The sequence below is a fragment of the Okeania sp. SIO3B5 genome, from assembly GCF_010692555.1.
Lineage (GTDB): Bacteria > Cyanobacteriota > Cyanobacteriia > Cyanobacteriales > Microcoleaceae > Okeania.
In genome coordinates this window covers 1-13,807 of the sequence record NZ_JAAHHG010000260.1, presented here as the reverse complement: position 1 = coordinate 13,807, position 13,807 = coordinate 1, and the positions used below count along the sequence as shown (strand labels likewise).

Here is a 13,807-nt window from a genome sequence, read left to right as displayed (position 1 = left end):
AAAAAAACTTTCTCCTTCAACTCCAGTTCTTCTTCTTTCTTCCCTCTTTACTCCTGACTCCTGAGGACTGACTCCTGACTCCTCCGTAGTTATTTATTTATCACTGTTCAACCGGACATGATATTAGTTTGGCATTACGAATATTTTCTCGTCATGATGTCGATGCCAAAACGAAATTTAATCTTCATCAAGGAATTGATAGTACCTTATTAATTTTAAAATATCGTCTCAAAGCTAATGAAAAACGCCCTGAAATTAAAATCATTAAAGATTATGGCAATATTCCTGAAATTGAATGTTATCCGGGACAGATTAATCAAGTCTTTATGAATATATTAGCTAACGCGATCGATGCACTAGATGAAGCTAATCAAGACAAACATTATACAGAATTACAAAAAAATCCTAATCGAATTATTATTAAAACACAGTTAAAAGAAAAAGAAGTTTTTGTTAGTATTACTGATAATGGCAAAGGCATGAGCGAAGAAATAAAAGCAAAAATATTCAACCAAGGATTTACAACTAAAAAAGTGACTCAAGGAACAGGGTTGGGCATGGCGATATCTCGTCAAATTATAGAAGAAAAACATGGGGGTGCAATTGCTTGTCAATCAGAATTAGATAAAGGTACACAATTTACTATTTCTCTTCCTTTGTATCCCTTGGAGAACTGATGATCAAATAGCAAAAATTCAGGGTTATATCAAATCCGCTCGGGTTCGGTATAAAAAAATTTTCATCTTCACCTAAAGAGCAAATCTTTCTAAATTCTCTTTTCTCCTGACTCCTGAGTTCTGACTCCTGACTCCTAGATTAACTATCTAATTACACCGATGCTACCGGATTTGATATTAATAGCGATTCCCCATAAATCGGAGATCTCTATCGGATATATTTTCCTGTTGAAGTAAAAACGGAATTTCCGTAGTAATATCATGTCCGGATAATAGCGTGATCAAACACTTTTTCTCATGAGCGCCTTTTCTTCCCTTCTGCCTCCCCCTCCTGGGAGGGGTTAGGGGTGGGTTGCCTCCTGCCTTCGGACCTCCAAAGTGTAAGTATTCAACCGGACATGATATAAGTCTCCTCTTTGAAAGAGACCTTCCATAATATTAGCCATTTCAGTCAGGCTCAACTCTAAGGGCGCACGGTTGATACCGAGGTCTCCGTTATAGTCGGGAACTATGTCATTGAAACCTATTGCCATTGTTACAGCATTATCAAGAAACCAATACTCGAATTTGTTTGTTACTTTCAATGAGTCCATTTGGCGTTGAATTTATCTACAGATTGAGTATTAATTCTTCATATTTATTTACATTGCACTGTTTTATATCAGATTATCCAATTGTAATGGTGCAAATTGCTGACAATGGAATGGGAATGCCAGAAGAGGTGAAAGCAAGACTATTCGAGCAAGGACTTACCACCAAAGGAGTGGGCAAAGGAACAGGTTTGGGGATGGCGATCGCCAATCAAATCGTGACAGAAAAACACTGTGGCAAGATTACCTGTAATTCAATATTTGGGGAAAGTACAATTTTTACAATTGTAATTCCTAGATAAAATATGACCTTCCTTTTGGAAGTAAATATATTTAGAGTTTTAGGGAATAGGGAGTAGGGAAGATGGAGAGATAAGTATATAGAGTATAAGGAACAGTTCATTAATTGATAATTGATAATGGATAATTGATTATTACCTCTGGTTAAAACCGAGAGAATTGAACATAAGGAAATATTATTTCTTCTAACTTATACTACATTTTCCACCCATAAATTGGGTGCATCTCATATTTGCAAAAATACTTTTTTTCCTATATATTCCCAGCTCCGGTGTTCCCTAAAAGCGATAATTTTTTGGCTTTATTCACGCATTGAGATGCACCCCATAAATTGAAGCACAAGAAAGACTTTTTTTGAGCTTTTAACCCATACAAATCAAGCTAATGAAGCTGATAGCTGATGGCTGATATTATGTCCGGTAGCATCGGAGCGTGTATAGGATTAAGCTGACAATGAGAGAACACCTTCTGCCTCCTGCCTCCTGCCTTCCTTCCACCAAAGTCTAATTATTCAACCGGACATGATATGACGGCTGAATGCTTACCAATCAATTAACAATCAAATCAAGGAATTATTATCACTATGAATGAACTAAAAATCACACTTCTAGGTCCTAGTGCTGTTGGTAAAACTAGCCTATTAACTTCTATGTACGAACAATTTAAAAGAATAAGTTTTCAGGCTAACCTCCAACTAATTCCAGAAGCAGAAAGTCAGGCTATTCTCAAAAAACGCCTCAAAGAATTAAAAAGTCTCACAGAAACTTTTAAAGTACAACCAGGAGCAGGTATTTCAGGTTCTTCAGAAGTTCGCTCTTTTATCTTTGACTTAGCAGAACCAGAGAAAAAGCCATTTTTAAGATTGAATTTTTATGACTATCCAGGAGGTTATATTTCTGATAAAGCTAGCCCTAACGAGAGAAAATTTGTTAGGGAATTAATGAATGATGCTGCTGCGGTTGTAATTGCTATTGATACGCCAGCATTGATGATGTCTAAGGGAAAATTTAATGAATATGTAAATAAACCAAAGCAAATAACAGCCATGTTCAAAGAAGCTTATAAAGATATTCGAGAACCCCGGTTAGTAATATTTGCTCCAGTAAAATGTGAGATGGAAATGACTAAAGGAGATAGAGCAGCCAAACAATTATTAGAAAGAATCAAAAAAGAATATGCTGACTTACTTAATTTCTTATCCTCTCCACTATTAAATTCTCAAGTTGCCATTGCTATTACTCCAGTACAAACTTTGGGTTGTGTAATTTGTACAACCATTGAACAGCCAAGAAATAATTATTTACCTACTTTTGGATTTAGAAAAATTAGTCGCAATGCTGAATATAATCCCGTGGATAATGACCAACCTTTACGTTACTTATTACGATTTTTGTTGAAAATGAACCATGAAGGGCGTACCCCTAAATTTTTACAAGCTGTTGTTAGTTGGATGGGTTTGGATACTCATATTAAAAATGCTCTGACTCAGTTTTCTAAGGGTTGTAAAAATACTGGAGGTTTTGCTGTACTTCAGGGTAGAGATTTATTGTGATTTATGAAGATTGGCACTGATAAACAGTAAAATTTTTCACAGCAATTCTAGGCCAGCAAAAAATATCAAATACCTAATACCATTTTCATAAAATATTGCTACAGTGGTTGATTTATAGGTGTTAGGTGTTAGGTGTTAGGTGTTAGTTATGAGAGAAAACAAGTACCAATTTTCCAATCCTTTGACCCCCGGATTTGACTGTAACAATCTTTCTTGAATTTGGTATAAAAAAATCTACACGGGCAAATCATTTCTACTATTGTAAGCATTCAGCTATCAGCTCTTTCTTTGGAATGCTACACATTCATGTCGCGCAGCAAAACAGCTTTTTAATGAATGAAGCAAGCATTCGTTTAACTTCACGCTTTTTCGGAATTGTTACAGCAGTTTCCGCGCGTTATGAGGTACAGTTGTTTTTATTCTTTTCTGTTCCCTGTTCCCTCAAACCTAAAATTTTCTACCTTATAACAACGGGAAACGCTGTATATTGACTATATTAGTTTGTTTGCTGTAAAGTTGAAGCCTACTTACAACCTAGTTTAGAAAAAATCCCAGGAGGTAAAGTGCGTCCAATTCTTCTATCTCAGAACGAAATACAAGCAGCGTCGGAACAATACGGAACACCTTTGTATCTGTACAATCTCGATAAAATTGGCCGTCAATATGCCAAACTTCGAGAATACCTGCCCCCAAATTTCAGCATTCTGTATACTCTGAAAGCTAATAGCAATTTAACCATCTGCCATACATTAGCTCAATTAGGGTGTGGAGCAGATATCAGTTCAACGGGAGAATTGAAGGCAGCACTCAAAACAGGATTTTCAGCCCCACAAATTGTGTTTACTGGGCCAGGGAAAACTAACTCAGAACTAGCAGCAGCCATAGAAGCAGGAATTGGCATCATTGTACTAGAATCAGTAAATGAAGCTCGTCGCTTAAATAATTTGGCTCAAAAGTATGGTAAAAACCAAGATGTTCTGATTCGGATTAACCCCTTATATAGAACAAATCAGAGTTGCGAAATTCGGGAACGAGCAAGTAGTTGTGGCACTGATGATACTAATGGTGGACAAGCTAGTCTAAAAAGTCAAACGATCGCCAGTAGCTCCAGCAAATTCGGTGTAGATGAAGAAAGAGCGATCGAAGAAATTGCAGCGATCGACTCTTTGGACAATCTTAACCTCAAAGGTATTCACATTTTTACCGAAAGTAATGTCCTGGACTACAATCAATTACTAGCTTCTTGGACAAATACCATCAGTATAGCCAACAGAATTAATGACCAAGGTTATCATATTTCTCTGTTAGATTTTGGTGGTGGAGTTGGTATACCCTACAATTCTATTGATAGTGAATTTGACATGGAGTCTTTTGGTAAGGAGTTGCAAATAATTTTTGAGAATAATCCTTATCCCTATAATTGTATTGTTGAGATTGGACGTTATATGGTAGGAGAAGCTGGATGTTATCTAACGGAGGTTGTTGACATCAAGGAATCTCTCGGCCAAAAATTTATCATTTTGGATGGGGGTGTCCATCAACTCTTAAGACTGTCCATGAAACCAGCAAGCAAATATATGGAAGTCTTGGGCAGAGATGGTAACTATACTCAGAAAGCAACCTTGGGAGGAAAACTGCCAACACCTTTAGATATTATGGTAGAGGATGTAATGGTTCCAGAAGATCTAGAAATAGGCGATCGCCTGGTAATCTATAATTGTGGAGCTTATGGATTTAATCATAGTTTGACCAATTTTGCTCTACACAATTATCCAGCAGAAGTAGCTTATAGTGATGGAAAAATGGAACTCATTCGCGAACCGGGAAACATTGAAGATTTTTTCTTGAATCAAAAATTACCCCTGCCGAAAAGAAGAGACAAAAAATTAGTCAACTTGATGTAGAATATTAAACCTAGCACAATTGAAAAAATGAGATTAACACACTTAACTCATGACCATCCTCCAGCCAGTGTTGCTAACGTAATTGCAGCATCCACAGAAAATTTGATAAGTAACCTAAATGAACACGGGCGTCTTGAAATCAGAATAGATCGGCCAGTGAATGAGGATAAAATTATTGAACTGATGGGAACGGAAAATCTGATGTCCTACAAATATGGGAATTAAAGATAGTCCTTTATTATCAAATAGGACTTACGCATGAGCACTATTAGTAGTGGATTGTTTCAACTAAAATGATGCAATAGGAAATCTACTAGAGATTGCTTTCCTAAGGTCATGCTCCGCAAACACTGTCGTTTGCTATCGCAAAGCTGCGCTAACGCTTCGGACAATTCTAACGCACTATTTAAGATGAAACAGTCTAGTAGGGTGTGTTAGCGCACTTTGTAACGCACAATGCCCCATATATAGTGCCTTTGCGTAAGTCCTGTCAAAAAAGTAGTAACACAGCTAAGTATTTATTTAGCCAAGGTTGCTAGAGGAGTTTTGATGCTCCCGCAGCGATATAAGTTAGATTGTCTAACCAAAAAATATCGTAAGCATTGTGTTGCGTGGCTTTAGCCCGCATAAGCATATCCGCTTAGAATCCAGGGTGTTTTAACCCCTGGAGACATAAAATTGAGTAAATATCTATCAAAAAAAAGGAGTTATCTAGAGATGACAGTAGCAGCAGAGCGAGTCAAAACAACTCGTCCCTTGACACCAGAGCAGATCGCCGAATATCACGAAAATGGATTTGTGATTATTAGAGGGTTCTTTGAACCACAAGAAATTGAACCTGTAAGAATTGCCTGTGAAAACGATCCAGGAATACGCGGACAAGAAACAGAATTTGCCGATGCTCAAGGGAATATTAGCAGGATAGCTCACTGGACTGAGTTAGGAGATTCCTTGCTAGGAGTGATTCCTCGTTTAGCAAGAGTTGTTGATGCTTCGGAGACCCTATTAGGAGGAGAATGCTATCATTGGCATTCAAAACTGGTACAAAAACGTCCACACGATCAAGGCAATATCGGATGGCATCAACTTTTTGGAGGAGTATATACTGCAGGATGTTTGTTTCCCGATCTATCAGTTGGTTTTATTGCGGTCACTACCAATACGAGGGAAAATGGTTGCGTTAAAGTGGTAAAAAAGTCACACTTAATGGGTCGAGTAGATACTGCTTATGTTGGGGAGGCTCGTCTATGCAAACCAGAAAGAATGGAAAAAATTTTAGAACGTTTAGAAGTAGTATATTGTGAATTGAATCCGGGGGATGCTGTCTGGGCTCATGCAAATACTATCCATGCTTCAGAAGGTAACTATACAAATCAAGCGCGAATCACTTTATCTGTTCACCACAATGCAGTTTGGAATGAACCCTACAAAATAGAAGGTTTAGAACACCGTAAATACATTCCGTTGCAAAAGTTGCCTGACTCCACAATTTTAGAAAATAAATATCAAATTTATCCTACTGTAGTCCAGAAGATGAACGCAGATTTGAACAAGGTTATGGGGAAAGTTTAGACATTCCAGATGCAACTTATGAAGAAGGTGGTGGTTATTCTAGGGAAAGTTTATTTGCTTGGGCAGATGTAATTTATTGCATTAAAGTTCCACAACCACAAGATTATCAATACTTTAGAGAAAATCAAACTCTTGTAGGTTGGATTCATCCCTTTGGTGCATCAGGAAGACATTTTAGAGAATACTGTGCTGAACCAAAAAATATCCGACTATTTGATATTACAAATCGCATCTCTATTCGTGTTACTCAAGGAAAAACAGAAACTTTGAATATTCCCAGAGATATTACCCACAAAAACAGTATATTGGCAGGTTACGCCTCAATGATGCAAGCAATTATGTTGCGAGGTGGAATTACTCAGAACGATCGCGTAGCAGTATTTGGCTCAGGAAATGTAGCTTATGGAGTCTTGAAATATTTAGCTAGTAAAGGAATTGAGCCTTTATTACGTCGTCGCAGCAATATCTATCTAATGCAGCAAGAATTTAAAGATTATGATATTTTTATCAATACAGTAGAAATTGCTCAAGGAGATGCACCCATTGTTACTTTGAAAATGCTCAATTCCATGAAATCTACAGGTTGGATTATTGATGCAGCAGCAGATACTGGTAGAGCAATTCAAGGTACTCGTGCAACTAAAATAGAAAATCCGGTCTATCAAGATGAACAAGGTCATACATTTTATGTGGTTGACAATTCCCCTTCTCTGCTGTATCGAGAAAGTAGTGTGGCAGTGAGTGAAGGTTATGCCAAACATTTTTGGATGAAACCTATAAGTTATTGGCACAGTGATTTCTGTATTGCTAGTTAGGGTTTGCGCTCAAAAGTCTTTTAGTAGGGGTAGGAGACAGCTATACTGGAGACAGGAGACAGGAGAAATGGGAATGAACAAGGAGGTAGGAGTAACAATTGTAAGAATGATTTTTTTGCCCAACTATGAGCCTAAAATACGCTCCATGCCTGAGCATGAAGAGCTGAAAACCAAGGTATTTCAGACCCAAAAAGGCACTTGTCTTTATCTGTCAATGCTTTTAGATTTAATCAGCAAGCCCTAGTTAACTATAAATTATGTCAAAATTAATTCTAATTACTGGTGTCAGCAGAGGTCTTGGTCGCGTAATGACCGAAGCTTTTATTCAATTGGGTCATACTGTTATTGGTTGTTCTTTGAATCTAGAAGCGATCGCCTCCTTGCAACAAAAATTTGGCGAACCCCATAATTTTACAGCGGTCGATATTGCTGATGAAATGCAAGTAAAAAATTGGAGTCAAATAATCAGCTCAAAATACGATGCTCCAGACTTAATTATTAATAATGCTGGTATTGTCCATGAACTTGCACCCTTGTGGGAAATAGAAGGACAAATTTTCGACCGCGTAATCGATATTAATATCAAAGGAGTGGCTAATGTTCTTCGGCATTTTCTACCACAAATGGTTGCTAAAAGTCAAGGAGTAATTGTTAATTTTAGTGCAGGTTGGGGACGTTATACCGCTGCTAATGCTGCACCTTACTGTGCTAGTAAATGGGCGATCGAAGGGTTGACCAAAGCTTTAGCTCAAGAGTTACCTCCTGGTATGGCAGCAGTTTCTTTGTGGCCGGGAACCATTCATACCGATACCCTAGAAACAATTTATGGGGACGAAAAAGCTGCTAAGTATATTCAACCTCAAGATTGGGTGAAAATTGCTGTTCCTTTTCTGTTACATATTGGAGCGAGCGATAACGGTAAAGCCTTGGCAATTCCAACAGGTTAACGAAGTCAGAAGTTCTAATAGAAAAGTGGTAGTTCTGCTAGCGTAATGGTAGATATTGCTCAAGCCCTACTACAAACAAAAAGTTTTTGTTTGCTGATTATCCGGACATAATATTACTCAATAAAATTATTAACAAAATGTCAACTAACTTTCAAATTCGCTTACCCGATAACATCGAAAATTTACCAATTAATGAAGAATATTTTTTCATTACAGAAAATGGGCGAGAGCGTAGTTTAAAACTCCATGATTATGCAGAAGTTTATCGCATCCCTGGACTCTATAACTATCTAGCTTTAGAGAAACTCCAGTATCGATCGCCTGAAGTTATGGCTACTCTACTAACTGAATATTTACAAAATAGTGGTGAATCTGTTAAAGATTTGAAACTATTAGAGTTAGGAGCGGGGAGCGGGTTATTTGGTAAAGCTATTACTAAATTCGGAGTAACATCTATTATTGGTATTGATATTGTTCCGGAAGCTGCTGAAGCTACTCGCAGAGATTTTCCAGGAGTGTATGAAAATTATTTTGTGGAAGACCTTACTCAATTATCAAAATCAACTCGCGATTTTCTGAACGAGAAAAAGTTTAATGGTTTTGTTTGTTGTTCTGCATTGAGTGAGGGACATATTCCGATAAAAGCTTTTGCTACAGGAGTGAATTTAATTAAAAATCAAGGTTGGGTGTTATTCAATATTGCGAAAACTAGCTATGAATGTGAGGATAATTGTCCGGAATTTGTAAATTTTAACCGTCAGGCAGTGGAAAAAAATTACTTGAAAATACATTGTACAAAATCTTATCTCCATCGTCGTTTTTTTAACGGTCAACCTTTAGAATATGTGGCAATTTTAGCCAAAAAGCAAACAGATATTCCTGTAATTTAAAATATAAAATCAATAGACATCTCCAGAAAAGAGGGAGTAGGGAGTAGGGAGTAGGGAGTAGGGAGTAGGGAGTAGGGAAAAAAGATTACCCTTAAAAGCGTACCTCAACTGCTTTATAGAGTTCACAAGCATCTTTCAAAATATCAGGATAATATTCTCCTGTAGCTAAAGTAATCCAGTTATGACCTTGGGATTTGTAATCAGCGAAAACTTTAGGCATATTAATAGTTAGATTGATATTTTTTATAGTAGTAGAGGGTTCAATAAACCCTCTAAAATTCTAATCTATTTTATGAAGTCAGAAGTTAAAAGCCTGATTTTACTAATTTTCCTCTGAGGAATTGTCTGGAATTAACTTCTCAAATTCTGCCATAGAATTAACCCTGATTGTTTCTATATGTAACTGTTTTAAACGAGTTAAATCTTCAATATTATTCAGAGTTTCTACCAGAGTTTCAGGCACTGATAAAAATCGTACTTGCAGTAGGTCGATAATATCTTGTATCCGAGCTTTTTTGGCTCCTTTTTCCATACCACGTTCTTCCATTGCACTTAATAATTCCACTTTCTGTTCCTCCTCATATTGATTAATTTTTATTTCCAGATTCTGTTGTAATTCCGAGGGCAATGCCATCATTTTATCTATGAATTTAAACAAGTTAATAATATCAAACTTGCTTAATCCTTTTTCATATAAACTTCTGACTAATTGCCATTTCCATTTTTCTCGTTCTGTGAAATCTCTCGTGGTACTCTTAGTCCTTAAGTGTGCCATTACCATCGTCGCAAAAACATTGTTACTTGCTGATAATTCCTCCCACTTATAATCTAAGAGTTTCACGATGTCAAAATCTAATCTCATGCGACTTTTTTTGAACTTATATTTATAAGAACTGGGTCGCCAAGATGGGCTGTCATCTCCAAGTATAGCTAAACTAATTACTTTTTGGTTATACAGGTCGAATGCTCGATAGTTATAGATAAACATTCGTTTAGGAAATTCTCGGTCGTATTGACTTTGAACTTCTATATGAATTAACAACCATTTTTTTCGGTTGTTTAATAACCAAACTTGAAATAATTTGTCAGCATAACGTTTTTCTGTTGTGGCTGAGGCTGTGATTTGTTCTAGTTCTTTGTCTAGAGAAATTGGTGTTTTTTCCCAATTTATGGAGTTGTAAATTTCTGGATAGAAAAAGCTGAGGAAAGATGGCAAATATTCTCCAATTGCCGCTTTCCATGGTTCGTCATAGTTGGCGGTTGTTTCTGTCATTATTTTACTAATTTTTCCCAGAATAATTATCTGGAATTAACTCCTCAAATTCTGCCACAGAATTAACACTAAATGTTTCTAATAGCAGTTGTTTTAGGAAAACTAAATCTTCAATATTATTTAGAGTTTCTACCAGAGTTTCTGGAACTGATAAAAATCGCATTTGCAGTAGGTCAATAATATCTTGTATGCGAGCTTTTTGCATACCACCTTCTTCCATTGTACTTAACAATTCCACCTTCTGTTCCTCCTCATATTGATTGATTTTACTTTCAAGATTCTGTTGTAATTCTGGGGGCAATGTCATCATTTTATCTATGAATTTAAACAAATTTATTATCTCAAACTTGCTTAATCCCTTTTCATATAAACTTCTGACTAATTGCCATTTCCATTTTTCTCGTTCTGTGAAGTCTCTTGTGGTACTCTTAGTCCTTAAGTGTGCCATTACCATCGTAGCAAAAACATTGTTACTTGCCGATAATTCCTCCCACTTATAATCTAAGAGTTTCACGACATCAAAATCTAATCTCATGCGACTTTTTTTGAACTTAGCCAAGATTTACTTGTTTCTCCATTTTATGAAGTCAGAAGTCATAATTTAGAAGTTAAAAGCCTGATTTTACTAATTTTCCCAAGAGGAATTGTCTGGAATTAACTCCCTATGCTAAATTAAAAATTATCTAATATTAAAGATATTATAATTTATCTAATATCTATTATCTAAAAACCCCAACGTTGTAGTTATGACTCTCTCTTTTGCTACTACTACACAAGCAGCATTTTTGCTCAATATTTCCACTGGTAGATTGCGGGATCTACTGAATCAAGGCCGAGTTGTCAATGCTCAAAAAGTCGGAAGACTTTGGATGATTCCCCTTAACCATCGGGGAATGCCAGAAATTAAACCAGGTCGTCGTGGTCCCGAAGGTACTTGGAACAAGAATCGACGCTCCGGCAATACTTTTGTTCATGTTCTGCGAAAGACTATTGACTATAACCGAGATTATGAAACTTCTCATCCAGTAGTTGCTGTGAAAGTGGGAGATAAAAAGAAATATTGCCATGCTCTGAAAATTCACGGACCTTGCCAAATCGTCTATCAACCCCATGACCCGAATAAAAGTCAAGCCGGGGGGGCTCGTCTGTGGATAGAAGTAGAACCACAATATATAGTAGAGCGAGTATATTTCAGTGATGGAGATTATGGTCCGCCACCAGAGGTGACTGAGCAGAGGGCGAAACTTCAAAAGAAAAAGTTACAGAAGAAAAAGTCAAAACAGAGAAAGTCAAAAATTAAAGGAAAAAGAAAATAACAGAGTCAGTGAGATAAATTATTAGTTGACAAAAGATAATTTATGAGCAGTGGATGTCTTCTGTTCTGTTTTTTGGTGTCTTTAAACAAATCGAATTATCTTGTCTAACTAATTCTACAGATATTGAATAATGGAAAGACTCAGTTGATGATTAATTCAAAATATTCCATTAATTCAGGTCACACATTATAATGTCGGAAGGTTTCTCTAAATTTTTTACTAATGATGAATAACTTTTTGAATTACCTAAATAATCTGCCAGGTGCTGCCAAATTTTTGGGCATTTTCATCGTTGCGGTTCTATTAACCATAGCTGTTTTTTTAGGAGTTGATTTACCAAACTCAGAACCTGAACTAACTCAAGTTAACATAATTGTTCAAACAGATTCTAACGAAGCAATACCAGGTGTTAATATTCAAGTCATAAGTAAAGGCGCACCAGTAAATTTATACACGGATAGCAATGGTTATGCAAGAGTTGAAATTCCTAGCCGTGGTGATGTAGATGTAGTATTGAGCAAAGATGGCTATGAAAGAAAGAAGGAAACTATAGACTTGGCCGTAGACCCAAATAGAAATCGAATATTTCGCCTCAATAAAAAGAAAGGAGGAGAGGGAAACACCTCAGAAAAGAAAATAAAATACCAGCATTTAACTACGCAAAATGATTTTGGGCCTTTAGCTATTTCTATTCTTAAACCAGACTTGAATATACCAATGATTGAAAAAGCTTTTTCAGATGCTTTAGGGATTAAATCACTTCCATTTGTTTATAAAAATCCGGTTGAAAAAACTGTTGAGAAGTTTCAACGTGAGACAGGAAATAAAGATGCAATTAATGACTATGTAAAACAAGGAATTGTATATGGAAAAAGAAATATTACAGGAGGAAGAATAATTCCTGAAGGAGAAATAGTTCCTGATAAAGAGGATAAAAATAAAGTTATTTCATCACGACAAACAAGAAATAATCTCACAGCAACAGGTGAAGAAGTTGATGGCGGTTCTTTTTTCTTTGCTCCTATTATTGCTCCTATTCAAACAGATGAATCTAACGCTCAGTATACATCTTTCGTTAAACCAAAAAGAATTTTTCAATATCCTAAACTAGGAGAATTGAAAGAATTAGTTATTAAGGATGAGGTTTCTAAAAGCCCCATTAATGACTTATGGATTAAAAAAATCATGGCAAGTAATCCAAATAATCGTGGTTTTTTAGCATTTTTCTATCCATATTTTCAGGATGATTCAAAGGTGCGTTTTGATTGTAACAATGGTAATGGACGTGCTAGTATATATCATTGGTCTATTTTCAGACATACTCCTTCTCCTTATTTGAAATTTATTGATGTTGAAAATGATACAAAATCCGTTTTAACTATTGAATCAGTTAAGTTTAAACTTTTTGATTCAGGTGAGTATAAATTGACGGTAGCAGATGAAAGAAGTTCTTTGTTTAGAAGCATTTCAGACAAAGAGTACGAAACTAATCTAGTATTAAAACCAGAAAGACACCTTTTGATTCCTATTGAATTTGGATTTAGTACAGAACCTTACAAAAATCTAGGTATGATAGATGTTGAAGATTTTGAAAAAGAAAGCATTTCTGGATTCAATAAGCTTTACATCGCTAAGTCGTTGTCTGTAAAAGATACTTGTTCAGTTCTAGCTAAAAATACAAGTACTCAACAGAAAACTGAAGTTTTAATGGAAAGCAAGTCTTTTTCTAATTCTTTTATACAACAGTCAAAATCAATAGGAGATTTACTTGAATCTATACCTGAAAGATTTGCTGTTGGTCCTATTATTGAAGTTACCGCCATTAAAATTGATGGTGATTTTGTTGCCTTAAGACCACCAGGCGATAAACCCAGTATATATATATCCAAGTATTTCCAGGGTGGCAGGTGTCCGTATCTAAAAATTTATGACTATACCAAAAACACCTGGTTTGATTTAGGAACAGTTTTG

At 36.1% G+C, this 13,807-nt stretch carries 15 protein-coding genes and 1 pseudogene; 12 read left to right on the top strand and 4 right to left on the bottom strand.

The features are described 5' to 3' along the window. The first annotated feature begins 128 nt into the window (after nt 1–128). Nucleotides 129–677, top strand: a complete 549-nt coding sequence (locus tag F6K54_RS27050; protein ID WP_293084493.1) for a sensor histidine kinase — start codon at nt 129–131, stop codon at nt 675–677. 341 nt (nt 678–1,018) lie between these two features. Here F6K54_RS27050 and F6K54_RS27045 read toward each other — a convergent pair whose 3' ends face one another. After that, nucleotides 1,019–1,270 carry a hypothetical protein gene (locus tag F6K54_RS27045; RefSeq protein ID WP_293084490.1) on the bottom strand — a complete coding sequence of 84 codons (252 nt, stop codon included), beginning with the start codon at nt 1,268–1,270 and terminating at the stop codon, nt 1,019–1,021. Nucleotides 1,271–1,356: 86 nt separating this feature from the next. On the opposite strand from F6K54_RS27045, the gene F6K54_RS27040 reads away from it, so the two are divergent. The 9 genes and pseudogenes from F6K54_RS27040 to F6K54_RS27005 all read left to right on the top strand — a co-directional run bounded on the left by F6K54_RS27040 (nt 1,357) and on the right by F6K54_RS27005 (nt 9,247). Then, nucleotides 1,357–1,569 (top strand): ATP-binding protein, encoded by a 213-nt coding sequence (locus F6K54_RS27040; RefSeq protein WP_293084487.1) that lies wholly within the window; start codon nt 1,357–1,359, stop codon nt 1,567–1,569. Nucleotides 1,570–2,150: 581 nt separating this feature from the next. Further along, nucleotides 2,151–3,119, top strand: coding sequence for a hypothetical protein (locus tag F6K54_RS27035; protein WP_293084484.1), 969 nt, complete (start codon nt 2,151–2,153; stop codon nt 3,117–3,119). 563 nt (nt 3,120–3,682) lie between these two features. Beyond that, nucleotides 3,683–5,023 (top strand): hypothetical protein, encoded by a 1,341-nt coding sequence (locus tag F6K54_RS27030; protein ID WP_293084482.1) that lies wholly within the window; start codon nt 3,683–3,685, stop codon nt 5,021–5,023. Nucleotides 5,024–5,050: 27 nt separating this feature from the next. Beyond that, nucleotides 5,051–5,248: a hypothetical protein gene (locus F6K54_RS27025; RefSeq protein ID WP_293084480.1), complete on the top strand. Its 198-nt coding sequence runs from the start codon at nt 5,051–5,053 to the stop codon at nt 5,246–5,248. Nucleotides 5,249–5,740: 492 nt separating this feature from the next. Further along, a complete protein-coding gene (locus F6K54_RS27020) occupies nt 5,741–6,595 on the top strand; it encodes a phytanoyl-CoA dioxygenase family protein (protein ID WP_293084477.1) in 855 nt (284 codons plus the stop codon). After that, nucleotides 6,526–6,693: pseudogene (locus F6K54_RS43205) on the top strand (hypothetical protein); the annotation flags it as partial. The gene F6K54_RS27020 and the pseudogene F6K54_RS43205, both read left to right, overlap by 70 nt. A 168-nt stretch (nt 6,694–6,861) precedes the next feature. After that, on the top strand, nt 6,862–7,410 hold the full coding sequence (locus tag F6K54_RS27015; protein WP_293084474.1) for a hypothetical protein: 549 nt from the start codon (nt 6,862–6,864) through the stop codon (nt 7,408–7,410). 257 nt (nt 7,411–7,667) lie between these two features. Further along, entirely contained in the window at nt 7,668–8,357 is a 690-nt protein-coding gene (locus F6K54_RS27010) for an SDR family oxidoreductase (RefSeq protein ID WP_293084471.1), read from the top strand. Between the two features lie 137 nt (nt 8,358–8,494). Next, nucleotides 8,495–9,247 (top strand): class I SAM-dependent methyltransferase, encoded by a 753-nt coding sequence (locus F6K54_RS27005; protein ID WP_293084468.1) that lies wholly within the window; start codon nt 8,495–8,497, stop codon nt 9,245–9,247. 91 nt (nt 9,248–9,338) lie between these two features. Here F6K54_RS27005 and F6K54_RS27000 read toward each other — a convergent pair whose 3' ends face one another. The 3 genes from F6K54_RS27000 to F6K54_RS26990 all read right to left on the bottom strand — a co-directional run bounded on the left by F6K54_RS27000 (nt 9,339) and on the right by F6K54_RS26990 (nt 11,079). Then, a complete protein-coding gene (locus F6K54_RS27000) occupies nt 9,339–9,467 on the bottom strand; it encodes a hypothetical protein (protein ID WP_293084465.1) in 129 nt (42 codons plus the stop codon). A gap of 102 nt (nt 9,468–9,569) precedes the next feature. Continuing rightward, complete coding sequence (locus F6K54_RS26995; RefSeq protein ID WP_293084462.1) at nt 9,570–10,520, bottom strand: transposase; 951 nt, start codon at nt 10,518–10,520, stop codon at nt 9,570–9,572. 7 nt (nt 10,521–10,527) lie between these two features. After that, the gene (locus F6K54_RS26990; RefSeq protein ID WP_293084459.1) at nt 10,528–11,079 is read right to left on the bottom strand and encodes a hypothetical protein; all 552 of its coding nucleotides are present in this window, start codon (nt 11,077–11,079) and stop codon (nt 10,528–10,530) included. A 187-nt stretch (nt 11,080–11,266) separates the two neighbouring features. Here F6K54_RS26990 and F6K54_RS26985 point away from each other — a divergent pair, with 187 nt between their 5' ends. Together F6K54_RS26985 and F6K54_RS26980 are read left to right on the top strand one after the other, a co-directional pair. Beyond that, the gene (locus F6K54_RS26985; RefSeq protein ID WP_293084456.1) at nt 11,267–11,836 is read left to right on the top strand and encodes a DNA-binding protein; all 570 of its coding nucleotides are present in this window, start codon (nt 11,267–11,269) and stop codon (nt 11,834–11,836) included. A 222-nt stretch (nt 11,837–12,058) separates the two neighbouring features. Then, nucleotides 12,059–13,807: hypothetical protein (locus tag F6K54_RS26980; RefSeq protein ID WP_293084453.1), on the top strand; the 1,749-nt coding region annotated here is incomplete at its 3' end.